19 protein-coding genes are annotated in these 21,985 nt (G+C 66.3%); 13 read left to right on the top strand and 6 right to left on the bottom strand.

The window, feature by feature from the left end; translation table 11 throughout:
* Positions 1 to 151 precede the first annotated feature (151 nt).
* The 10 genes from EYW47_RS21810 (at position 152) to EYW47_RS21855 (ending at position 12,203) form a co-directional block, all read left to right on the top strand.
* Positions 152 to 1,555 carry a DUF2957 domain-containing protein gene (locus tag EYW47_RS21810; RefSeq protein WP_133196911.1) on the top strand — a complete coding sequence of 468 codons (1,404 nt, stop codon included), beginning with the start codon at positions 152 to 154 and terminating at the stop codon, positions 1,553 to 1,555.
* Between the two features lie 127 nt (positions 1,556 to 1,682).
* Positions 1,683 to 2,942: a DUF2957 domain-containing protein gene (locus EYW47_RS21815; protein WP_133196912.1), complete on the top strand. Its 1,260-nt coding sequence runs from the start codon at positions 1,683 to 1,685 to the stop codon at positions 2,940 to 2,942.
* A gap of 210 nt (positions 2,943 to 3,152) precedes the next feature.
* Positions 3,153 to 3,986 carry an OmpW/AlkL family protein gene (locus EYW47_RS21820; protein ID WP_133196913.1) on the top strand — a complete coding sequence of 278 codons (834 nt, stop codon included), beginning with the start codon at positions 3,153 to 3,155 and terminating at the stop codon, positions 3,984 to 3,986.
* A gap of 109 nt (positions 3,987 to 4,095) precedes the next feature.
* A complete protein-coding gene (locus tag EYW47_RS21825) occupies positions 4,096 to 5,085 on the top strand; it encodes a MerR family transcriptional regulator (protein ID WP_165976644.1) in 990 nt (329 codons plus the stop codon).
* A 274-nt stretch (positions 5,086 to 5,359) separates the two neighbouring features.
* The gene (locus tag EYW47_RS21830) at positions 5,360 to 6,961 is read left to right on the top strand and encodes a flavin-containing monooxygenase (RefSeq protein ID WP_133196914.1); all 1,602 of its coding nucleotides are present in this window, start codon (positions 5,360 to 5,362) and stop codon (positions 6,959 to 6,961) included.
* A 59-nt stretch (positions 6,962 to 7,020) separates the two neighbouring features.
* Positions 7,021 to 8,004 (top strand): SDR family NAD(P)-dependent oxidoreductase, encoded by a 984-nt coding sequence (locus tag EYW47_RS21835; RefSeq protein ID WP_133196915.1) that lies wholly within the window; start codon positions 7,021 to 7,023, stop codon positions 8,002 to 8,004.
* A complete protein-coding gene (locus tag EYW47_RS21840) occupies positions 8,001 to 8,900 on the top strand; it encodes a metal-dependent hydrolase (RefSeq protein ID WP_133196916.1) in 900 nt (299 codons plus the stop codon). Before EYW47_RS21835 ends, EYW47_RS21840 begins: the two co-directional genes overlap by 4 nt.
* A 15-nt stretch (positions 8,901 to 8,915) precedes the next feature.
* Positions 8,916 to 9,890, top strand: coding sequence for an alpha/beta fold hydrolase (locus EYW47_RS21845; protein WP_133196917.1), 975 nt, complete (start codon positions 8,916 to 8,918; stop codon positions 9,888 to 9,890).
* A gap of 140 nt (positions 9,891 to 10,030) precedes the next feature.
* Entirely contained in the window at positions 10,031 to 11,029 is a 999-nt protein-coding gene (locus EYW47_RS21850; RefSeq protein ID WP_133197011.1) for an alpha/beta fold hydrolase, read from the top strand.
* A 181-nt stretch (positions 11,030 to 11,210) separates the two neighbouring features.
* A complete protein-coding gene (locus tag EYW47_RS21855) occupies positions 11,211 to 12,203 on the top strand; it encodes a DUF1571 domain-containing protein (RefSeq protein WP_133196918.1) in 993 nt (330 codons plus the stop codon).
* 389 nt (positions 12,204 to 12,592) lie between these two features.
* On the opposite strand, the gene EYW47_RS21860 is transcribed toward EYW47_RS21855, so the two are convergent.
* Entirely contained in the window at positions 12,593 to 13,210 is a 618-nt protein-coding gene (locus tag EYW47_RS21860; protein WP_133196919.1) for a thioredoxin fold domain-containing protein, read from the bottom strand.
* A gap of 624 nt (positions 13,211 to 13,834) precedes the next feature.
* On the opposite strand from EYW47_RS21860, the gene EYW47_RS21865 reads away from it, so the two are divergent.
* From EYW47_RS21865 to EYW47_RS21875, 3 genes are all read left to right on the top strand, one after another.
* Positions 13,835 to 14,875 (top strand): glycosyltransferase family 2 protein, encoded by a 1,041-nt coding sequence (locus EYW47_RS21865; protein WP_133196920.1) that lies wholly within the window; start codon positions 13,835 to 13,837, stop codon positions 14,873 to 14,875.
* A gap of 127 nt (positions 14,876 to 15,002) precedes the next feature.
* Entirely contained in the window at positions 15,003 to 16,148 is a 1,146-nt protein-coding gene (locus EYW47_RS21870) for a DegT/DnrJ/EryC1/StrS family aminotransferase (RefSeq protein ID WP_133196921.1), read from the top strand.
* A gap of 34 nt (positions 16,149 to 16,182) precedes the next feature.
* The gene (locus tag EYW47_RS21875; RefSeq protein WP_133196922.1) at positions 16,183 to 17,340 is read left to right on the top strand and encodes a glycosyltransferase family protein; all 1,158 of its coding nucleotides are present in this window, start codon (positions 16,183 to 16,185) and stop codon (positions 17,338 to 17,340) included.
* Here the strand turns inward: EYW47_RS21875 and EYW47_RS21880 are convergent.
* The 5 genes from EYW47_RS21880 to EYW47_RS21900 form a co-directional block, all read right to left on the bottom strand.
* A complete protein-coding gene (locus tag EYW47_RS21880; protein WP_240763841.1) occupies positions 17,306 to 17,761 on the bottom strand; it encodes a hypothetical protein in 456 nt (151 codons plus the stop codon). The genes EYW47_RS21875 and EYW47_RS21880 overlap by 35 nt on opposite strands.
* 427 nt (positions 17,762 to 18,188) lie before the next feature.
* A complete protein-coding gene (locus EYW47_RS21885) occupies positions 18,189 to 18,683 on the bottom strand; it encodes a nuclear transport factor 2 family protein (protein WP_133196923.1) in 495 nt (164 codons plus the stop codon).
* A gap of 231 nt (positions 18,684 to 18,914) precedes the next feature.
* Positions 18,915 to 19,625, bottom strand: coding sequence for a TetR/AcrR family transcriptional regulator (locus tag EYW47_RS21890; RefSeq protein WP_133196924.1), 711 nt, complete (start codon positions 19,623 to 19,625; stop codon positions 18,915 to 18,917).
* Positions 19,626 to 19,805: 180 nt separating this feature from the next.
* Positions 19,806 to 20,753, bottom strand: coding sequence for a DMT family transporter (locus EYW47_RS21895; protein ID WP_133196925.1), 948 nt, complete (start codon positions 20,751 to 20,753; stop codon positions 19,806 to 19,808).
* 159 nt (positions 20,754 to 20,912) lie between these two features.
* Positions 20,913 to 21,746: an AraC family transcriptional regulator gene (locus EYW47_RS21900; RefSeq protein ID WP_133196926.1), complete on the bottom strand. Its 834-nt coding sequence runs from the start codon at positions 21,744 to 21,746 to the stop codon at positions 20,913 to 20,915.
* Positions 21,747 to 21,985: the final 239 nt, after the last annotated feature.

A 21,985-nucleotide genomic window follows, 5' to 3' on the forward strand; every position in this document is an offset into this window, starting at 1 on the left:
GAAAAACCCCTGTTGCGGGCGGCTCAGGCCATGCCTGTGCGAGCCGCGCTGCCGCACGGCCCAGTTTTAGAGTGATTCGTTCAATTGACAGCGGCCAATGTCATGATCCAATCTTCAGCGCATAAATTATTACGAGACAGGGAGGCAACACATGTTGGAGAGCATGCTCCGCTGCGTCGCGCTGGCCGCAGCCGCCGCGCCTTTGCTGATCGCGTGCGGCGGCGGTAACGCCAGCGATCCGGCGCCCGTCACCCCGGCGCAATGCTCGGGATCGACCTGCGCGAACCAGGGCCCGCCCACGAGCCAGCCGGCTGCCACGGCGCTGTGCCCGGCCGCCGCCGATATCGCCAAGAACACCTACCTGGGCGGCGCGGGCAGCGGCGAAGTCGTGAGCCTGAACATCGATCCCACGAAGATGACCTACTCGCTCACCTTCCTCGCCTCGCCGATTCCGGTGAACTCGAGCTCGGTGCAGAACACGCGTGCGGGTCTCACGATCACGGGCGCGGTCCAGCATCCGCCCAGCGGCTCGCTGCCCACGGCCGCGCAGATCGCCTGCGCGTTCCAGCTTCAGCAAGGCACCGGCACGATCGGCGGCAGCACCTACACGAGCGCCTATAACGCCAACAATCCGCCCACCATCTACGTGGGCTTCGGCGTGGCGGGCGGCGGCATTCCGGGCGCGACCGTGGACTTCAGCGGCGACCAGCTCGCCTCCACGCTCTTCCCGAACGTGAAGGCGCGCTCGTTCGACTTCTATCCGTTCATCGGCTTTTCGTCGGTGAGCACGAACATCGCCGACCTGAAGGGCTCGTATAACGCGCTGCTTTATCACATCCTGCCGTCGAACAACTTCGCGCCCGCAGCCGAGGTCACGCAGGAACAGTACGATGCGAGCGGCAACTGCAGCGTGCCGTCCGGCGCGACCAACACGGGTTGCGCGACGGCCACGAGCGCGTGGGCCACGGACGCGAACGGCAGCTACTTCGACAGCGCCAACGCGCCGCAAATCGAAACGCCCACGCCTGTTGGCACGCCGCTCGTCGGCCCGCTGCTCGGGCTCGTCGTCCAGCGCAATGGCGCGACGGCGCATCTGATCCTCGGCAAGCTCAACAACGCGATCGTGCCGATCGTCGTGCGCACCGGCTACGTGAACGAGAACCTCACGAACGCCCACGTCGACGACGAATCGGGCATCGCAATGATGGCGCCCGCCGCCACGCTCAAGCCGGGCGCGTTCGACGGCAGCTATATCGGCGCCGACTCGAACTTCGCCTACACGGCCACGCTCATCAACGGCCAGACAGCGGGCTTCCTCAAGCCCTCGACGATGACGACGCAAAGCACGTTCACGCTCGACTACACGCAAACGCAACCGGGCCTGATCGGCGCGATCGACAACAACGGCAACAAGGGCAACGTGATCGCGGTGGGCGGCCTGTACGGCATCTTCCTGAACGGCGAGGAGAACGGCGGCGTCACGTCGACCTCGGCGAACAGCGCCACACCGAACCAGCCTTACTTCGGCGTGGGCGCGCTGATCCAGCCGCAGTAAGCGCCGCGCGGCACGGCGTCAGTTAGTTCGGATGCCAGATTATTAAAGAAGCGATTCAAAGAAACCAGACCGGGGCGCAAGGACAGGGAGCCTGCGCCCCGCCAACAAGAACACCTGGAGACGCGCAATGAAATTAAAGCTCTTCGCGACGCTTGGCGTCGGCGCGCCGTTGCTGCTTACGCTGAGCGCGTGCGGCGGCGGCGGCAACAGCAGCCCGCCGCTCGTCGAAACCTCGCTCTGTCCGACCACGCTCGACTACAACACGGTCTACACGGGCGGCGGCGGCGACGGCGAGCTCGTCAAGCTCCAGCTCGACACCACCAAAAAAACCTGGCAGATCACCTATGTGGAGTCGCCGATCCCGGCCACTACGGGCACCGTCACGCCCACGCGCAAGGGCCAGGTGGTGTCAGGCACGATTACTCAGGAGACCGGACTGCCTACTGCGAAGCTCAATCAGTGCGCGTTCCAGCTGAACGGCGCGAGCCTCGATCCGAACCGCCCGGCGCGCGTGTTCATCGGCGAAGGCGTGGCGGGCGGCACGATTCCGGGCGCGGAGATTCAGTTCGCGGGATCGGGCGGCATCGGCGTAGTGCCGGACACGAAGTTCCCGTACTACCCGTTCATCGCCTTTTCGTCGATCGAAACGAATATCGCCAACGTCGCCGGCACCTGGAACCAGCTTGGCTATCACCAGGTGCCGTCGCAGAACTTCCTGCCCGCCGCCGTCGACGCGAAGATCACCATCAACGCCGACGGCTCGTGGACCGAATGCGACAACACCGGCGTGAACGCGGGCAAGTGCCAGCAGCCCGGCACGAACCTGACGCAATCGGCCGACGGCAGCGGCGCGTTCGAAACTGATCACTTCCAGGGGCAGGTCAAGCCCACGCTCGTCACGACCCAGAACGCGGCGAAGGGCTTCATGATCGTCGGCAAGCTGCGCGGGCAACTCGTGCCGGTGCTCGTGCGCACGGGCGTGGCGTATCCGCAGGTGGGCGTCGATCCGCAGAGCGGCGCGACCGGCCCCGTCGCCGACGACGAATCGGGCATCTCCGTGCTCGCGCCGCAGACGGCCATTGCGCAAGGTTCGCAGGACGGCGAGTACATCAGCGTGGACAGCCAGTTCGATTACCGCACGCTCGCGCTCGCCGGCACGCAGGCCACGCTGCTCGATCCGTTCAATGCCTCGCAGGCTTCGCTCGCGACGGCGCTCGATCTGGACTACACGCAAAGCGTGCCGGGCATCGTGACGACCACGCACGTGGGCGCGTCGACCGGCACGACTCCGACCGGCAAGATGACCTTCACGGGCGGCGTGTTCAGCTTCCTCGACATGACGAATGCGTCCTCGCCGTATTTCACGGCCGGCGCCTTCGTGCAATGACGTGTGCCATGACTCGCGCAGTCGTGCAGTCGTGCATGGATAAACCAGGGCCGTGCGGCCCACGAGGTGACCGCCTGCACGCACGCTAACGCGTGCGTGCAGCCTGGCGTGCGCAGGAACGGCCGTTCACGAGACGGCCGCCGCGCACAAAGCCAGCAGCAGGCAGGGACACCCGAACCTGAGAGCAGCCAAGAAGAACAGGGAGGAATGATGAGACGTATCGCAAAGCCAATGCTGGCAGCGGCGGCGGTCGTGCTGAGCACGACCGCCCACGCCCAGCACGCGGGCGACAACGTGGCCGTGCTCGGCTGGTTCCACGTCGCGCCGAAGGATTCGAGCACACCGCTCACGACCACCGTCGCGCCCACGCCGATCAATACGCCGTTGCGCCTGCCGAATTCGTTCACGTCGCCGGGCACGAGCCTGTCGACGAACAATGCGAACACGGTCGGCCTCGTGTTCACCCACTTCCTGACCGATCACATTGCAGTTGCCTCGGTGGCGGGCGTGCCGCCCACCTTCAAGCTCTATGGCCACGGCACGATCAAGCCGCCCGGCCCCGCGGGTGCGCTCGGCAGCCAGAACCTGAACGATCCGGCCACCAACCCCATCGTGCAGAGCGTGCGCCAATGGAGCCCGGCGCTGATCTTTCAGTACTACTTCCGGGATGGCGACGCGAAGTTTCGCCCGTTCGTGGGCGTCGGCGTCTCGTACAACTGGTTCTCGGACATCCAGCTCAACCCGAACTTCGTGAAGGCCACCCAGGACGATCTGGGCTCCGTGATCGCGGCCGGCGCGGGCAAGCCGGGGGCGACCCAGGTGAGCGCGAAGGCGTCGTCGTCCTGGCAGCCCGTGTTCAATCTGGGCGCGGAGTACAACATCACGGCGCATCTGGGGCTCGTGGCTTCGCTCACGTACATTCCGCTGAAGACCACGTCTTCGGTCATCGTGAAAGCCGCCGACGGCACCGAGCTCGCCGTGAGCCGCGCCGAGCTCAAGGCCGATCCGTTGATCTCGTTCCTCGCGGTGTCGTACAAGTTCTGAGGCGCGTTTCGCATGTTTTGCGCGCATCTCGTGCATCCCGCACGTTTGGCGCGCGTGCGCCAACGCGCGTTCGTGGCGCTCGCGCGACGGGTCTTGCTAAAATCGGCGCATGCCGAAATCGCCCACGCCCCCCGTCACCGAGACCGCGCCCGAGCACGCCATCGACAGTGAATACACCGTCGACGAACTCGCGCGCGTGGCCGGCACCACGGTGCGCAACGTGCGCGCCTATCAGGACCGCGACCTGCTCATGCCGCCCGACAAGCGTGGCCGTGTAGGCATCTACAACGACTCCCACGTGGCGCGCCTGAAGCTCATCAATCACCTGCTCGCGCGCGGCTATACGCTTTCGAACATCCAGGACCTCATCAAGGCCATCGACGACGGTGGCGACTTGCGCTCGATTCTCGGTCTCGAGAACGCGATTGGCGGTCCGTGGTCGCACACGCGGCCGAGGAGCTATTCCCTGCCCGAGCTGATCAAGCTGTTCGGCCCGCAGGTGCCCAGCAGCCTCACGCGGCTCGCGAAGCTCGGGCTGCTCGAACGCCAGGGCCTGTCGTTCGTCGCGCGCAACCCGGCCATGCTCGATGCCGCCGCGGCCACGGTGCGCGAAGGCATTCCGGCGCGCGAGCTGCTGGACGTGCTCGAAGAGGCGCGCCCGCATTTCGATGCCATCGCGAGCGCGCTGGTGGCGATGGTCGTGCGGCATCTGGACCGCTACGACGCGGGCGCCCTGCCGCCCGCCACCGACATGCCCGCGCTCGTCGATGCGATCTGGCGGCTGCGGCCCCTCTCCACCGTGTTCGTCGAGAACGAAATCCTGCGCGCGCTCGAAGAGCAGTCGAGCGCCTACCTGGGCGGCCGCGTCGCCACGATCCTCGAGCAGACACTGGGACGCCGCCCGGGCGCTGGCGCGGCTGCATCTTCCGCATCGGCGGCTCAAGATGCGCCGCCCGAACCGGGCGAAGCCGCCACGAAGTCCTCCCCGGCCGAGGCCATGCCGAAATCGGCCAGAGCAGGCGCGAAGCCGTCCGCCGGTAAAGTGGCTGGCAAAGCGGCCGGTAAAGCGGCCGGCAGATCGCCTGCCAGGAAGCGCTGACCCCCACACGCGCGGAGGCAGATTCCTACGCGCGTGAGCTTCGCGGGCTTGTCTTAAGGCCCCGATTTTCTCTCCGATTTCCTTCCGATTTTTTCCGCTCACGCCACCCGCCCTCGGCGCGCAACCCGCGCCAGGCGGGCATTTGGGCGTTCTCCCGGCCTGCGCGCTCGTTCCTGGAGTGTTCCCTCTAGCCCCTTGCGTCAAAGCGCCCCACCCACTATGTTTACATCATTCAATGTAACAGTTCTCAATGGACCATAGGGAGACGCTCCGGATGAACGCACCCACCCGGTCTTTCGACGCGGTCGGCATAGACGCGGTCGGCAATGGCGCGGCCAGCAAAGGCCGCACAGGCGAGCCGCTCGGCATCGCCATCATCGGCACGGGATTCGCCGGTCTCGGCATGGCGATCCGTCTGCTGCAACGCGGCCATACCGATTTCGCCGTATTCGAGAAGGCCGGCTCGGTGGGCGGCACCTGGCGCGACAACCACTACCCGGGCTGCGCATGCGATGTGCAATCGCACGTCTACTCGTTCTCGTTCGCGCCCAATCCGCGCTGGACGCGCATGTTCGCGCCGCAGCCCGAGATTCGCGCGTATCTGAACCGCTGCGTCGAGCAGTTCCGCCTCTCGCCGTGGCTGCACTTCGATCACGAGTTGACCAGCGCCCACTGGGACGAGACCGCGCATTGCTGGCGTCTTGCGTTTGCCAACGGGCGGAGCCTCGCCGCCCGTGTGCTGATCTCCGGCATGGGCGGCCTCTCGCGGCCCGCGCTGCCCGCGATTCCCGGCGTAGAAACCTTCCAGGGCAAGGCCTTTCATTCGCAGCAGTGGGACCACGGCTATGCGCTCGCAGGCAAGCGCGTGGCCGTGATCGGCACGGGCGCGAGCGCGATCCAGTTCGTGCCGCAAATCGCGGCGCAAGTGGCCCATCTCGCGCTGTTCCAGCGCACGCCGCCGTGGATCATGCCCAAGCCCGACCGGGCGCTCTCACGCTTTGAACAATGGATGTTCCGCACGCTGCCGTTCACGCAGAACATCGCGCGCACGGGCCTTTACTGGATGCTGGAGTCGCGCGTGCTGGGCTTCGCTGTCCACCCCGCGCTCATGAAAAACGTGCAGAAGCTCGCGCTGCGGCATATCCACCATCAGGTGAAGGACCCCGCGCTGCGCGAAGCGGTCACGCCCGATTACACGATCGGCTGCAAGCGCGTGCTGATCTCGAACGACTACTATCCGGCGCTCACGCGAGCCAACGTGGGCGTCGTCACGGACGCGATCGAGCGCATCGACGCCACCGGCGTGATCACGGCGGACGGCAGGCATCACGAGGTGGATTGCCTGATCTACGGCACGGGCTTCCAGGTGGCCGATCCGTTTCCCCCGGGCGCAGTCATCGGGCGCGGCGGCGCGGACATCGTGCAAACCTGGCGCAACGGCGCGCATGCCTACCTCGGCACGACCTTGCCTGGTTATCCGAACTTCTTCATGATCGTCGGCCCCAATACCGGGCTTGGCCATAACTCGATGGTCTTCATGATCGAGTCGCAGGTCGAGTACATCCTCGGCGCGCTCGACGCCATGAAGCACGATCGCGCCGATGCGATCGAGGTGCGAGCGCAGGTGGAGGCGCGCTACAACGCGCACATTCAGGCAAAGCTCGACCGTGCGATCTGGTCGGTGGGCGGCTGCAAGAGCTGGTATCTCGATCCGCGCAGCGGCAAGAACACCACGCTCTGGCCGGGCTTCACTTGGCGCTTCAGGCAGGCCACGGCGCATTTCTCGATGGCCGACTATCAGGTATTTCATGCGCCGCATCATGAGGATGCCGAATCACCGCTCGCCGTCACCACGCGGACCACCGAGGCCGTCTGAAGCGCAACGCCGCGCACCACAGCGCAACGCCACGCATCGTCAGGGAGAGAACGCTCATCATGAAGCACTTCGACAACAAGGTCGCCGCGATCACCGGCGCGGGCTCGGGCATGGGCCGCGCGCTCGCCGTCCAGCTTGCCGGCGCCGGCTGCCATCTCGCGCTCGCGGACAAGAACGCACCAGGACTCGCCGAAACCGAGCGCATCGTGCGCGCGATCGCCCCCAAGGTGCGCGTGAGCACGCGCGTGCTCGACGTGGGCGAGCGCGACGCCGTGTTCGCCTGGGCCGACGAAACCGCCCTCGCGCACGGCCGCGTGAACCTCATCTTCAACAACGCGGGCGTCGCGCTCTCCAGCACCATCGACGGCATGTCGTACAGCGATCTCGAATGGATCGTGAATATCAACTTCTGGGGCGTCGTGCATGGCACCAAGGCCTTCCTGCCCTATCTGAAGGCATCGGGCGACGGGCATATCGTCAACACATCGAGCGTGTTCGGCCTGTTCGCGCAGCCCGGCATGAGCGCCTACAACGCCACCAAGTACGCGGTGCGCGGCTTCACCGAATCGCTGCGCCAGGAGCTCGACATGATGAAGTGCGGCGTCTCCGCCACCTGCGTGCATCCGGGCGGCATCCGCACCAACATCGCGCAATCGAGCCGCGTGGCGCCGAACATGGTCGGCTTCATGGTGGCGAGCGAGCAGCATGGCAAGGACGAATTCGAGAAGTTCTTCATCACCACCGCAGACGACGCCGCGCGCACGATTCTCAATGGCGTGCGCCGCAACGCGCGGCGCGTGCTGATCGGGCGCGACGCCCGCATGGCGGACTGGCTCGCGCGCGTGCTGCCCGCGGCCTATCAGTCGCTCGTCGTGCGCGAGGCACGGCGCGAGGCCGGGAAGGCCCGCAAGCGCGCGCGCCGCGAACAGTCCAATGAGCTGATAAATGGACTCGCCAACGGACTAACAAGCGGCACCAACGCCGCACGCGAACAGGCAAGGAACAACAACACAGGCAACAGCAATCAGGGAGAAACAGCATGATGCCGATCCGGCGCGACATCCGTTTCGCGTTACCGCCCGAAAGAGCCTGTGACTGGCACGTCGAGGGCGTGCCAGTCACCCACTTCTTCAATGCGCTTTCGCTGCTGTTTCCGGCCGGCGAACGCTTCTTCATGGACGCCGTGCGCCACTACCGCGACCGGATCGTTGACCCCGAGCTCAAGAAGCAGGTCATGGGCTTCATCGGCCAGGAAGCGATGCACACGCGCGAGCATGTCGAATACAACGACCTGCTGGAGGCGGCGGGCCTGCCCGCGCACAAGCTCGACAAGCGCCTCTGGGCCATCCTGAACTTCGGGCGCAAAGTGCTGCCGCCCTCGCTGCAGCTCGCGCAGACCGTGGCGCTCGAGCACTACACCGCGATGCTCGCCGACCTGCTGCTCGCGGACACCGGCACGCGCATCGAAGGCTCGGTGCAAGGCTATAAGCAGATGTGGCTCTGGCATGCGCTCGAGGAAACCGAGCACAAGTCCGTTTCGTATGACGTCTGGAATCTCGTGATCGAGCCCGGCGTGAAACGCTATCTGATGCGCACCGGCACGATGCTCGCGACGACGGTGCTGTTCTGGCTGATCGTGTTCGACTATCACCTCGCACTCATGCGCCGGCACAAGCGGCGCATCGGCAAGTTCGGCGGCCGCTGGCAACTCATCAAGTTCCTCTACGGTCCGCGCCACGGCGTGTTCCCCGGCATCGCGCTCGAATGGCTGCGCTTTTTCAAGCCGGGCTTCCATCCGTGGGATCACAACAATCGTAAGCATCTCGAACGAATCGATGGCCTCATCGCGCAGATCGACGAGACCAATGCGCAATACGCTTCGCAAGCTGCGCCACGCCGCGTGCCGCTGCATCCGGCGGGCACACCGCGCGCCGCCTGACGCAGCATGTGCGCCATGAGCGAAGCTAAGCACGGTGGGTCACGCGGGCACGATGCGCCTTCGGCGCCGGAACGGCTCGAGGTGATATCGGACGGCGTGCGCCTTGCCGTGTACGTGAGCGGGCCGCCCGACGCGCCGCCCATGATCCTCGTGCACGGCTATCCGGATTCCGCGCGCGTGTGGGCGGCGCTGCGCCGCGAGCTGGATACGCACTTTCGCGTGATTGCGTACGACGTGCGCGGCATGGGCGCCTCGGCGGCGCCGCGGCGGCGCGCGGGCTACCGGCTCGCGCAGCTTGCCCGCGATCTGTCGGCCGTGGCCGACGCCACCTGCGGCACGCGGCCGTTTCACCTCGTCGCGCACGACTGGGGCTCGATCCAGTGCTGGGAAGCCGTGACCGACCCGGCCAACGCGGCGCGCATCGCCTCCTACACGTCGATTTCGGGGCCGTGCCTCGATCATGTGTTTCGCGCGCGCATGAGTCTCGCGCAGTCGCTGAAGTCCTGGTATATCGCGTTCTTTCATCTGCCGCTCGCGCCACAACTCGTGTGGCGCCTGGGCGGCGCTGCGCTATGGCCGTGGTGGCTGAGCAAGACCGAGGGCGTGCGCGCGACGCCCGACCCCGATCAGCTGCGCAACGGCATCAACGGGCTGCAGCTCTATCGCGCCAACTTCATCGCGCGCGCCTGGCGTCCGCGTGAGCGGCGCACCCAGGTGCCGGTGCAGTTCATCGTGCCGCGCCTGGACCGCTATGTGACGCCGGCCCTGTCCGAGGGCGTCGCGCAATGGCTGGGCCGCTACCGGCGCGAGGTCATCGACGCTGCGCACTGGTGCGTCTTGCGCGACGCGCCGCTCATTGCCATGCGTATCGAACGGTTCATCGCATGGACAAGACGCGACCCGCAGCCGATGGCAGCGCAGCCCCGATGCCCGGACGACACCGGGGCATCCGGTGCTGCGCCGGAACGCGGCGAGCGCAAAAGTACCTGAACCATACCCAGTCGTACGGATAACGAAGAATTCCGTGTTCTTCATGTCTCTCCATCTTGCCAGCGGAGGATCGCGTGAACGCCATCGCCTTGCCCCTCGTAACGGCAATCGCCGTGATAGCCCTTGCCTGCGCCGCGCTCATGTCGTTCACGCGGCGTGCGGCGCGCCGCATCGAACAGGCCGTGCCGATGGACGGCCGCCATATCGATATCGATGGAGAGCGCATCCATTACGCCGAGTACGGCGGCGGCAACACCGATGGGCCGCCCATCGTATTCGTGCACGGTCTGTGCGGGCAGATGCGCAATTTCTCGTACCTGCCCCTCGAAGCGCTCGCGCGCGAGCATCGCGTGATTCTCATCGACCGGCCCGGCTCCGGATACTCCACGCGCGGCGCGCATAGGCTTGCCAACATTCGCGCCCAGGCAGACACGGTTGCGCGCCTCATCGCCGCGCTCGGCCTCGAGGCGCCCGTGCTCGTGGGGCATTCGCTCGGCGGCGCGATCGCGCTGGCCGTCGCGCTCGACCATCCCAGGTCGGTCGCACGGCTCGCGCTCATCGCCCCGCTCACCCATGTGCAGACCGAGGTGCCCAAGGCCTTCCGCGCGCTCGCCGTACGCTCGGCGCGCGTGCGCCGCTTCATCGCGCGCACGCTCGCCACGCCCTTCGGCCTCGCCACGAGCACCGCGACGCTCAAGGCCGTGTTCGCGCCCGAGGCGGTGCCCGCGGACTTCCGCACACGCGGCGGCGCGCTCCTCAGCGTTCGGCCCAAGGGGTTCTACAACGCGTCGATGGATCTCATCGCCATCGAGGATTCGGACGATCTCGAACAGATGGAGCAACGCTACGCAGACCTGACGGTTCCTGCCGACGTGCTGTTCGGTCGCGACGACATTGTCCTCAACTGGATGCATCACGGCGATGCCCTGCGCCGCCGCTCGAAACGTGTGACGCTCAAGGTCGTCAATGGCGGCCACATGCTGCCGGTCACCGCGCCTTCGGCGACCTGCGACTGGCTGCGCGCTGCGATCGCAGGCACCACGCAGGCGAATGACGAACGGCCGATCGCCGTCGACCAGCACGACGGTGCGCAGTCGCTCGTCGCTTCGCCTCCACTGGGCGGCCGGGCGGCGACATAGTCACGCCGCCCGCGCGTTCAATCGGCAGGAATGCAAACGAAACCCTCGCCGCGCGTTACGCGACGAAGAAATTGAGAAACAACGCGCAGCGTAGCCGTTACCATCGCGCTTTTTTCGCTACGCCGTTTGCCGTTCTGTTTGACGTTTCGTCCAAAAAAGTAGCGACACAGGGAGCCAAACCATGAATATCGATCCATCGCATTCGACACCGCCCGGCGCTCAGCCTGTTCGCGCACCGGCGCGGCTTGCGCGGCGCCTCGCTGCGCCGCTCACCTGCGTGGCGCTTGCCTTCGCCAGCGTCACGGCCTTTGCGCAAAGCGACGCGCCAGCCGACGCAAGTGCACAACAAAGTACCCAGCAAGACGCCGCGCCAGCCGCCGCGAGCCCATTGGGCAACACCGCCGCCGAAGTCGGCAAGCTTTCCCTCGAGCAGCAGGTGCGCTGGCTTCAGCGCGCGCAAAAGAGCGGTGCGCTCGTGAAGATGAGCGACGCGCAACTCACGGCGCTCTTTCAGGCATTCGATCCTGTCGTCGTGCCCGCGCTCATCCAGCTCGGGCCATCGGGCTATCCGTCGTACGAATTCGTGCTCTCGCGCTGGGAACGCCTGAACGGCAAGTGGCCCAGCAAGCCCGCGCACATGCTCGTCAAGCTCACGCACGATCCCCTGCGCATCTACGCGAAATGGCTGCCCGACGGCGAACATTCGGGCGAAGAAGTGATCTACGACGCCGGCAAACGCACCGACCAGATGTACGGGCATCTGGGCGGCCTGCTCGGCGTCATGCCGATGTGGACGGCGCTCGACGGCTCGCTCGCGCGCTCGCAGTCGAATCACAAGATCACGGAACTCGGCACGGAGTTCATCGTGAGCCAGTTCATGACGGACGCGAAGAGGTATGTCGAAGTGGGCGCGCCGTACAAGCCGCAAGTGGAGGTGAAGACGCTCAGCGGCGTGCGCGTCGTGGCGCTCACCTATGTCTCGCCGGCCGGCAAGCCGCAGTTCTATGCGAAGAAGCAGACGCTCGGGCTCGACCTGCGCCGCCCGTATTTCCGCACCGTCGAAGCTTACGACAACGACGGCCAGATCTTCGAAAAGATCGTGATTGAAAGCATCACGCCGAAGACCTTCGAGGCCGATGCCTTCGATCCGAAGAATCCCGACTACAAGTTCTAGCACGCATTTGCGGCGCGGCGCGCAAAGGTGAGGTTTTTCGGGGGCCGACGACTCCTGGAATTCCTCACCATTACCGTGCCGGTGAGACTGCCGCGCCTTGTGCGGCTCACCCCGAGCCTGCATCTCCTGGAATTCCTCACCATTACCAGGGCCGGTGAGGCTGTCGCGCCTTGTGCGGCTCACCCCGAGCCTGCATCTCCTGGAATTCCTCACCACTACCGGAGCCGGTGAGGCTGCCGCGCCTTGTGCGGCTTACCCCGAGCCTGCATCTCCTGGAATTCCTCACCACTACCGGAGCCGGTGAGGCTGCCGCGCCTTGTGCGGCTCACCCTGAGCCTGCATCTCCTGGAACAGCTCACCTCAGTGGCACGCCGCCCTAAATTCCGCGCTCAGCGATAGCGCTGCAATTCAGGATCCTTGATCGGCTGCGCGGGCAAATTGAGCATGCCTGGCAGCATGCTGAGCTTCGGCAGGCCGTCGACATCGGCCCAGCGGCCGCCCGAGCCCTGATAAATGATGGTGGGCGTGCCCTGAAAACCCAGGTCCTGGAACAGCTTCATGTTGCTGTCGAGCTGCGCCTGCGCGGCCGGCGGGATGCTCGCGAGCGGCGCGATGCCGCCCGACTCGTCCTTCTCGGAGTAATGCGTCTCCAGTTCCCTCAGGAGTGCCGCACTGTCCTTCGACTGCAGCAGTGCCGCCGCCTTGCCCGCCGAATCGGGCTTGAGAAAGCCCATGGGAATCCAGTGGACCTGGAGCCCGACGGCTTCATACGGCTGCAGCGCTTTCCACACCAGGTGACAAAAAATACAGTTGGGGTCCATGAAGACATAAAGCGTCGACTTGACGTTCGCACCACTCGCGCCTTCGACAATCGCACTCGCGCTCAGAAAGCGCGTGGCGGCCGTGGCCGGCAGCCACGCGGGCTCGTCTGCAGCCATGCTCGCTGCCGGAGCAGCCAATGCGCTCAAGGCACTCGCTGCAATCAGTGTCGTGATCCACTTCTTCATTATTCACCTTTGGGCATGCTGCGCGTGCAGTCAGGCTCCCTTTGTCATATCAATCGGCTCGATACCGGCCTCGGCAAGAAGCTCCGTATCTTATGGCGCGGGCGTGGCGCGCTCCTGACGCGATTATGGCAAGACTGTCAGGTGAGCACAAAGGTGAGCGTTTGCGGGAGGCACGTGCGCGCTTCGCCGGGCGCGCGCGAGCGTGTGTGCATGAGCACACATGGCGGCACCGCGGATGCGTTCGCTCCATCCCCTGGAATTCCTCACCTTATCGAAGGTGAGGAAGAGGAGGTGTCCAAACAGCGCGCCCGTGCGTCTGCGTTGCTGTGTTGGACACCGCACACAAGGGCATTGATAGCGGTGGCGCCCGCCATCGCCCGTGCGCTATAAGATTACCAATTGCTTTCATTTCGCTATCAGCGCGAGCAGGAGTGAAAGTCTTTGGTTGCCAGCGACGAGTAACACGACGAGCAGCACGACGAACGGCAAACAGGCGAACGGATCGGCCGGACGGGCGCGAGCGGCAACGCGGGGCAACACCGACCAGCCGAAACGCGTCAGACAAGCGCTCAAAGCAGCGCACATAGCGTTGCACGAGCACGCGCTGACTACGGGGGACAAGCGGTGAAGGACATCACAATCGTCATATGCAGCTACAACTACGAGCGGTTCTTGCGCGAAGCGATCGACTCGGCGCTCGCCCAGGAACCGCAACGAACGCAGGTCGTCGTGATCGACGATGGCTCGACCGATGGCTCGCACGCCATCATCGCGAGTTACGGTGTGCGTGTGACACCGGTTCTGAAGGCCAATGGCGGCCAGGCGAGTTCGTACAACCTGGGCCTGGAAATGGCCCAAACCGAATACATCCTGTATCTCGACTCCGACGATGTTTTGTATGAAGGCGCGGTTGCGCAAGTGCTCGACACATTCGAGCGAGGCGGCTACGCGAAAGTGCAATTCACGCTGGACGTGATCGACGGCCAAAGCCGGTCCATCGGCGTGTGCGTGCCGCATTCGCAACCGCCCGCCGAATGTGCGGGGCTGCTGCGCAATGGCTGGCTCTACCCGTCGCCGCCGGCGTCCGGCAACGCGTATCGCGTCAGCGCGCTCAAACGCGTGTTGCCGTTGCCGAAGACGACGCGCCGCGGCATCGCCGCCGACTTTTTTGCCATCTACGGCGTTGCCCTGGTTGGGCAGGTGGGCGTGATCGACACGCCGCTTGGCGGCTATCGCGTGCATCGGGCGGCCAACGAAAGCGAAGCGGCCGCCAAGCCGCGCGCCGGGCTCTCGATTGCGAACAGTCAGGACGTTGCCGAGGTCGTGCAAGCCTTTCCGCAGCGCTGGGACGCGTTGCGCGAGCTCGTGAGCGAGCGCCTCGGCGAGCAATTGCCCGAGCAGCCCATGGACTTCTCGTACGAGAAGGCGCATCTGTGCCTGCGGGTGTACGACGCCCCGCTGTGGCGGCGCTGGCATTGGATCGTTTTCGACTCGCGGCGCTACTTTCGTTCGATCCTCGCCAATCCGTTCTGGACGACGCGCAAGAAGTTCGCGGCGGTCGCATTGACGCTGCTCTGCCTCCTGCCGCTGCGCAGCGTCAGCGATCACGCCATTCGCTTTCTCGCCAATCCGCTCGCGCGGGGCACCCAGACCCATCGCTCCTGATCCCGCGATGGTTTGACCATCCAGCGCCATGCACCCAGGCATTCAATTCGTCATCCTGAATTATTTCGAATAAACCCAGTCGATCAGAAAACAATCGATAACCACGCTCACGGGACCCAACATCGTGATGAACGACACGAAAGCCGCGGTAGTGCCGGTCACCCAACCCTTCTTGCCGCCCCTCGGAGAATTCCTGCCTTACCTGGAGCAGATCTGGTCGAACCGCTGGGTGACGAACGACGGCCCGCTGCACCATCGGCTGGAGCAGGCGCTATGCGAGCACCTCGGCGTGGAGCACATCAGCCTGTTCTCGAACGGCACACTCGCGCTGATCACCGCCCTGCAGGCGCTCGAGATTACGGGTGAAGTCATTACCACGCCGTTCTCGTTCGTCGCAACGACGCATGCGATCCACTGGAACGGCATCAAGCCGGTTTTCGCCGACATCGACCCCGTGAGCATGAATCTCGATCCGGCGCGTGTCGAAGCGGCGATCACGCCGGCGACGCGCGCCATCATGCCGGTCCACGTCTACGGCAACCCGTGTGAGGTCGAGGCGATCGGGCAGATCGCGAATCGCCATGGATTGAAGGTGATCTACGACGCCGCGCACGCGTTCGGCGTGCGGCGCAACGGCCGCTCGGTCCTGAGCTTCGGCGACATGTCGGTGCTGAGCTTTCATGGCACCAAGATCTTCCACACCTTCGAAGGCGGCGCGATCGTCTGCCGCGACGCGCAGATGAAGCAGCGCATCGACCGGCTCAAGAACTTCGGCATTCAGGACGAAGTGACCGTGGTGGGTCACGGCATCAACGGCAAGATGAACGAGGTTCAAGCCGCGTTCGGTCTCGTGCAATTGCAGCACGTGGACTGGACCCACGCAGCGCGTGCGCGGATCGATGCCTGCTATCGCGAGCGTCTCGGTCACGTGAAAGGGCTGCGACTGCATCGAATCGATGCAGACAGCACACCTAACTATGCGTACTTCCCGGTGCTCGTGACGCCGGACTTTCCGCTCAGCCGCGACGCGCTCTACGCGGAGCTGCGGGCGCGCCAGATTGCCGTGCGGCGCTACTTCTACCCGCTGATCAGCGAATTCCCGGCGTATAGCGGTCTGGCTTCCGCGGCACCCGGAAATCTGCCGTCGGCGCAGGCGATTGCGCAGCAGGTGCTGTGTCTGCCAGTCTTCCCCATGCTGGAGCGGGAGGTGCAAGAGCGCATCATCGACATCGTGCTGGCCGCGGCGGACGCCACGGTGCCAGCGGTGCAATGAGCATGCCGGCCAGGACGCGCAAGGAGCACCGCCCATGAGCGACAGCGCTTCTCCCGAAGGCGAACGCAAAAGTGCAAGCGCGCGCGAGGCGCACCGAACCCGCAAGCGGGTGCCTCGCGTGCTGCTCTCGCCGTTCACCAATACGACGAATCCGTACATCGATTTGCAGAAGCAACTGCTGCGCGAGATCGGCTACGACGTCCGGCCGCTATCGTTGCGGTACCTGCTGCGCGGCGGCTTCATCGATTTGTTCAGACGCTCGACGGTGCTGATGCTGCACTGGATCGAGCTGCGCGCCTTCATCGACAAGGGGCGAGGCGTCGTGCCGCGGCCGTGCGGCTTGCCGGTGGTGCTGCTCTATTGCGCGTTGATGGCGTTCGGCCGCGCGCGAGTCGTGTGCTTCGTGCACGACCACGCGGTGCACAATGCGCGCGGCGCCGTGCGCGTGCTCTCCGTTGCCTTGATGTCGCTCGTGCGCTGGCTCGCCGATATCCGCATCGTTCACGATCCCCACTACGCCGGGCATTTTCGCGCGCGCTATCTGCCGCATCCGCTCTATTGGGACGTGCCGGGGCGCGCGGTGCCGGCCGCGCAGGGTGGAACGCGCGAGCCGTCGTTTGCGATTCTCGGCACCGTCGAGCCCTACAAGGGCATTGCCCAGGTGCTCGCCGCCTGGCCGGCCGGCCACACGCTGCTGATTGCCGGGCGCGGGCAGGCGGCCTATGTCGACGCGCTGCACGCGATCGTGCGCGAGCGGAACCTCTCGGCATGCGTCACGCTCGAAGCCCGCTTTCTCAGCGATGGTGAATTCGACGCGCGAATCAGCGCCGCCGACGTCCTGATCCTGCCGCACGTCGCCGATTCGATGCTGGTGAGCGGCGCGTTCTTCGAGGCGATCGGGCGCGTGCCGGTAGTGATCGGGCGGGCCATCCCGTTCATGCGATGGGCCGCGGAGCAGTTCGACAACGTCCTGCTCTTCGAGCACGAAGCGCAGCTGCCGGAGGTGGTGCGCTTCGTCACGGAAAACTGGCCGCGCTTTTCGGCGGTAGAGGCGGTCGCGGCGCGTCGACAACAGGCCATCGACATGTTCGGGTGGGAGGCTTGCCGCCATCGCTATCGGCAATGCTTCGACACGTTGACGCAAGACCCGCAGGCGCTCAGAACTTCACCCGCAGTTGAAACCCGATCGTAAAAGGCAGGTCGTCGGAAGGAATCGGCGGGATGACGATGAAGTTCACGCCCACGCGCTTGTACGCGACCATCACGATGGGCGCGGCCACGGGCCCGATCGTGTGATTGTGGCCGAGTCCCCAGTTGCCGTAGTTGTAGCCCGAGATGATGCCGCCCATCGCCGCCAGACGCACGTAACCCCAGTGCAGGAATTCGGGCGCCCAGACCGCGCCGCCGTACCACGAGGGCCGCCGCAGCGAATTGCGAAAGCCTCCGGCCGTGAGCGCCCATGTGTCGCCGGGCCAGCATTCGATGCCGAGGCCCGGGTTGAACTGCTCGAAGTCCTTGTCGGGGTGGATGTGGTACGAGCCGGCCATCGCATCGACCCACAGGCCCCCGCCGCACCAGTTGGCCGCGCGTGCGCCCGTTGCGGCGCCGAGCATGAGCGCCGTGAAGGCGATGAGCGTTGCCGCCTTGGCAATCCTCTTGCGCCCGTTGATGGTTGCTGGGTTTTTGGCGCGCGCGTCGGCCGCCGGGCGTGCTTCAGGACTTACCCCAGTCTCTCGAACAGCGGGTGCGATCCCGCGCCAACTTGTCCTGCCACCGCGCACTTGCCAACACCGCATGGGCTCTCCGTCCTCTCGCTTGCCGAATCGCTTCGGTTCGTCTGCTGCTGGTTCTGTTGATGGTCTCTTTCCGGTGACTGCAAACTGTACAGCAAGACCGCCCGCGCGCGTATGGAATCCAGGCTCGGAATCGCCCATCGAGCGCGCAGGCGCGCGCCTTTCGGCGCGTCCATGATGCCCGCCCGATGAGTCTCGGCGATGAACCCTCGAGCGGCGTGCGATGGCGAGAGGCGAGGCAACCCGCTCAGAGCCCGAGATCGCTCAAACCCGGATGATCGTCGGGACGGCGGCCGGGCGGCCAGCGGAAAAGCCGGTCTGCTTCGCGAATCGGCAAGTCGTTGATGGAGGCATGGCGGTGCGCCATCAGCCCGTTCTCGTCGAACTCCCAGTTCTCGTTGCCGTACGAACGGAACCAGTTGCCCGAATCGTCGTGGCACTCGTAGGCGAAGCGCACCGCGATGCGGTTCCCGCTGAACGCCCACAGTTCCTTGATGAGCCGGTATTCGAGCTCGCGCGCCCACTTGCGCGTGAGAAACGCCACGATGGCTTCGCGGCCAGTCACGAATTCGGCGCGATTGCGCCAGACGCTTTGCGGCGTGTAGGCAAGCGCAACGCGCTGCGGATCGCGCGTGTTCCAGCCGTCCTCGGCCGCGCGCACTTTCTGGATCGCGGTCTCATGGGTGAAGGGCGGCAGCGGCGGGCGGACTTCGGCTGGCGTCGTCGGTTGGGTGGCACTCATGCGTCTGCTCCATGGAGAGGGCGGCGCACCGGGACGGCGCGCACGCAATAGAAACGGCGGAAAGCGGCAGAGACGGCCGCGAACTACAGGCGAACTACAGGCGAACTACAGGCGAACTACAGGCGAACTACAGGCGAACAGCAGGCGACCAGCGGGCGACCGGTGGGCGAACACGGGCGCACAACACGCGAACACCGGGCGAAGCGCACGCGAACGGCGCGAAACGCGCAGCTAGCGGCGTGCTCGTGCAGCCTCGCGCTTGTTTTGCACGGCGCCGCGCGTTCGCGACGATCGAGGCAATCGAGCCGGCCGGGGCGCGAGCGCATCGAGCAAATGCTGGCCGGCGGCGCGCGCATCGAGCGCCGCGTCCGCCTCGCCGCTCACGAGCGCCACGCCAATCGCGCCGTCGATCAGGATCAGCCACTGGCGCGCGAGCCGCGCCGCCACGCGCCGGTCCGCGCCAACCGCTTTGGCCCATGCCGCGCCTTGCTCGCCGATGAAAGCGAGCAAGCGCGCCTTGTGCAGGCGGGCGACCTCGCGCACGGGGTCGTCGGGCGAGGCGGTCTCGCCCGCGGCGTTCAGGAATGCGCAGCCGTGAAAGCCTTCCGAGGCAAACCACTCGCGCAGCACGTCGAACATGCCGATCAGGCGCGTGCGCGGCGTGCGGCCGCGTTTCATCGTGGCTTCGACGAACCAGCGCATCCAGCGCTCGTCGCGGCGCATAAGCGCGGCGGCCACCAGCGCATCCTTCGACTCGAACCAGGTATAGAAGCTCTTGCGCGCGGCGCCCGCCGCGCGGACGATCGCGTCGACCCCGGTGGCATGGATGCCGCCCGCGTAGATGAGCGCCTCGGCGGCCTCGAGCAGACGCTCGCGCGCATCGGGCAAGGAAGCAGGCGGGGAGGCTTGCGGCGCGTCGGCGGCAATCGTGTGGTGGCTCATGACTTCAATTCTTCGCAGGGTGTCGCGGCGTGCGCCGGTCAATCGGCTACCGGTCGATCAGGCGCCGGCGCGTGAGGTGGAACGATCGTTCTCCATGTCAGGCAATGTAGAACGATCATTCTCCGGAGTCAAGACATCGCCGGGTTGCGAGTTCGCCGGGACGCTCCCGCGCCCGCTACATCATGCGTCCTGGCCGCCCGGACACCGCCGCACGGCCGGCCCCGCAATCACGAACACGGCCGCGACAACGAGTGCGAGCCCGGCAAGCCGTGCGGGCGTGAGCGGCTCGCCCAGCACGAGCGCGGCGAGCACCACGCCCGAGACGGGCGCGACGGCCGTGAAGATGGCCGCCTCGGCGCCGGTCACGCGCGCCGCGCCCGTGTACCAGAGCCAGAAGCCTGCGACGGTCGGCACCAGCGCGTAGTACGCCACGGCCAGCACGGCGTGCGAGGGTAGCGCATGCAGCGTGGCCGGCCAGTCGGGCAACGCCGCGGCAGCGGACACGGCGAGGCCGATGCCCGTCATTGCAGTCGATTGCGCAAGCGGCGGCCAGGGCGTCGCCAGACGCTTGTTCAGCAGCACGAAAAGACTCTCGCAGACCACCGCGCCGATCAACAGCGCGTCGCCCGCAAGCGAGCGGTTGCCTGCCTGCTGTGCGGCGGGCGCGAGCGTGACCAGCGCCACGCCGAGGCTCGCCACCCCAACCGCGGCCAGCGTGCTTGCACGCAGGCGCTCGCGCAGCACCACGGCGGCGGTGAGCGCGCACACGGCGGGCAAGGTGCCGAGGATGATCCCCGCGTCGGCGGCCGAGGTCCGCTGCGTCCCGGCTATCAGCAAAACGGTGTAGCCGACGCTGCCGATCGCCGCCTGTGCGATCAGCAGGCACGCGTCGCGCAGGCCCGGGCGGGGAAACGCGGTGCCAGTCACGCGCATGAGCACGAGAAACACGGGCAGTGCGAATGCGAAGCGCAGAGCGGTCGCGGGCATCGGGTCGAGTCCGGCGCCGATGATCTTGCTCGCAATCACCGTGCTGCCCACGGTGATCATGGCGAGGGTCAACTGAAGATGCGCGACGGACCGCGACGACGATGCGCGCGGCGATTTTGCGGGTGACAGCGAAGAGGACATGAGGCGCTCCTGGGATTGAAGCACCGGTATAGATCGTGGCGGGCGCGCCGTCTTGGATCGGTGTGCGGCAAGGCGTGGCGGTGGCCAGCCGTTTCGGTGGGCGACGGCAAACGACAAAGCGTGGCGGCGACCGGCCGTTTCGGCGGTCGACGGCAACCGTCAGGCGGGGCCGGCACCCTGCGCGAGCCGGTAACGGCCCGGCGACACGCCGAACTGGCGGGCAAACGCCCGGTTGAGGTGGCTCTGGTCACAGAAGCCGGCCGCGAGCGCCGCCTGCGCGGGCGCCTGGCCGGCCTTGAGCAGGCGCCGCGCGAGCCCAACGCGGCCATGCAGGATGTACTGATGCGGCGCCACGCCGAACGCCTGCACGAAGCCCCGATGAAGCTGGAAGCGGCTGAGCCCCGCGGCGCGCGCGAGTTCGGCGAGCGAGAAGGCCTGGCCCGGGTCGGCGTCGATCATCTCGCGCACGCGCGCCACGGCCGCCGGCGAGCACGGCGCGAGCGGCCGGCGGTGGCCGAGGCCGCGCACGAGCCGCGTCATGGCGTCGAGCGCCGCGCCGTCGAAAGCCATGGCCGCGAGGTCGCCACGTGCGGCCGTGGCATAGCCGAACGCGGCATCGAACAACGCGCGCAGGAGCGGATCGGCGATCACGGGCGAGAAGAGCGCGAAGCCGGCGTCGTCGCCCTGGGTGACATCGGCCTGCAGCGCATCGATCCAGCGCGGCTCGAAATAGAGCATGCGCCAGCGCCGTGCGCCCGCGCCGAGCGGACGCCCGTCGTGCACTTCGCCGGGATTGACGAGGATGAGGTTGCCGGGCACGGCCTCGACCACGCCCGCATCGGAGAGAGAGACATGGCCGCCGGCATCGATCACGCCAATGCCGTACTGGTCGTGCGCATGGCGCGCGAAGCTGCGCGCCGAGGCGGCCGTCATGGCGTCGACCTCGCGCACGTGCGTGGCGTGAAAGCGGACCGAATCGTTCGCGGTGGGCATGCGGCGGCTTCCTCCGGGCGGCCCGGGCTCTCCAGGCTCCCACGTTCCAGTAACAGGCTCCAATCCGTCGGGCGGCGATCCGATATCAAACCCGAAATCGGGCCGCGTGGCAATCCGTGGGGCAAACCATGCGCGCCAGGCGCTGTGCGAAGGCTGCGCGCGCAGGCGCTTCGTCCCCGGTGCCAGGAGACTCGCCGCGCGACATGCAAGAATGACGACCCGCGCTCGATCTACGGCCA

This window comes from Paraburkholderia silviterrae, from assembly GCF_004353915.1.
Classification (GTDB): Bacteria; Pseudomonadota; Gammaproteobacteria; order Burkholderiales; family Burkholderiaceae; genus Paraburkholderia; species Paraburkholderia silviterrae.

What these genes read in the sequence shown, in the direction of transcription:
- EYW47_RS21810 (WP_133196911.1), top strand. Translation starts at nt 152, where the DNA reads ATGTTGGAGAGCATGCTCCGCTGCGTCGCGCTGGCCGCAGCCGCCGCG.
- EYW47_RS21815 (WP_133196912.1), top strand. Translation starts at nt 1,683, where the DNA reads ATGAAATTAAAGCTCTTCGCGACGCTTGGCGTCGGCGCGCCGTTGCTG.
- EYW47_RS21820 (WP_133196913.1), top strand. Translation starts at nt 3,153, where the DNA reads ATGAGACGTATCGCAAAGCCAATGCTGGCAGCGGCGGCGGTCGTGCTG.
- EYW47_RS21825 (WP_165976644.1), top strand. Translation starts at nt 4,096, where the DNA reads ATGCCGAAATCGCCCACGCCCCCCGTCACCGAGACCGCGCCCGAGCAC.
- EYW47_RS21830 (WP_133196914.1), top strand. Translation starts at nt 5,360, where the DNA reads ATGAACGCACCCACCCGGTCTTTCGACGCGGTCGGCATAGACGCGGTC.
- EYW47_RS21835 (WP_133196915.1), top strand. Translation starts at nt 7,021, where the DNA reads ATGAAGCACTTCGACAACAAGGTCGCCGCGATCACCGGCGCGGGCTCG.
- EYW47_RS21840 (WP_133196916.1), top strand. Translation starts at nt 8,001, where the DNA reads ATGATGCCGATCCGGCGCGACATCCGTTTCGCGTTACCGCCCGAAAGA.
- EYW47_RS21845 (WP_133196917.1), top strand. Translation starts at nt 8,916, where the DNA reads ATGAGCGAAGCTAAGCACGGTGGGTCACGCGGGCACGATGCGCCTTCG.
- EYW47_RS21850 (WP_133197011.1), top strand. Translation starts at nt 10,031, where the DNA reads ATGTCGTTCACGCGGCGTGCGGCGCGCCGCATCGAACAGGCCGTGCCG.
- EYW47_RS21855 (WP_133196918.1), top strand. Translation starts at nt 11,211, where the DNA reads ATGAATATCGATCCATCGCATTCGACACCGCCCGGCGCTCAGCCTGTT.
- EYW47_RS21860 (WP_133196919.1), bottom strand. Translation starts at nt 13,210, where the DNA reads ATGAAGAAGTGGATCACGACACTGATTGCAGCGAGTGCCTTGAGCGCA.
- EYW47_RS21870 (WP_133196921.1), top strand. Translation starts at nt 15,003, where the DNA reads ATGAACGACACGAAAGCCGCGGTAGTGCCGGTCACCCAACCCTTCTTG.
- EYW47_RS21875 (WP_133196922.1), top strand. Translation starts at nt 16,183, where the DNA reads ATGAGCGACAGCGCTTCTCCCGAAGGCGAACGCAAAAGTGCAAGCGCG.
- EYW47_RS21880 (WP_240763841.1), bottom strand. Translation starts at nt 17,761, where the DNA reads ATGCTCGGCGCCGCAACGGGCGCACGCGCGGCCAACTGGTGCGGCGGG.
- EYW47_RS21885 (WP_133196923.1), bottom strand. Translation starts at nt 18,683, where the DNA reads ATGAGTGCCACCCAACCGACGACGCCAGCCGAAGTCCGCCCGCCGCTG.
- EYW47_RS21890 (WP_133196924.1), bottom strand. Translation starts at nt 19,625, where the DNA reads ATGAGCCACCACACGATTGCCGCCGACGCGCCGCAAGCCTCCCCGCCT.
- EYW47_RS21895 (WP_133196925.1), bottom strand. Translation starts at nt 20,753, where the DNA reads ATGTCCTCTTCGCTGTCACCCGCAAAATCGCCGCGCGCATCGTCGTCG.
- EYW47_RS21900 (WP_133196926.1), bottom strand. Translation starts at nt 21,746, where the DNA reads ATGCCCACCGCGAACGATTCGGTCCGCTTTCACGCCACGCACGTGCGC.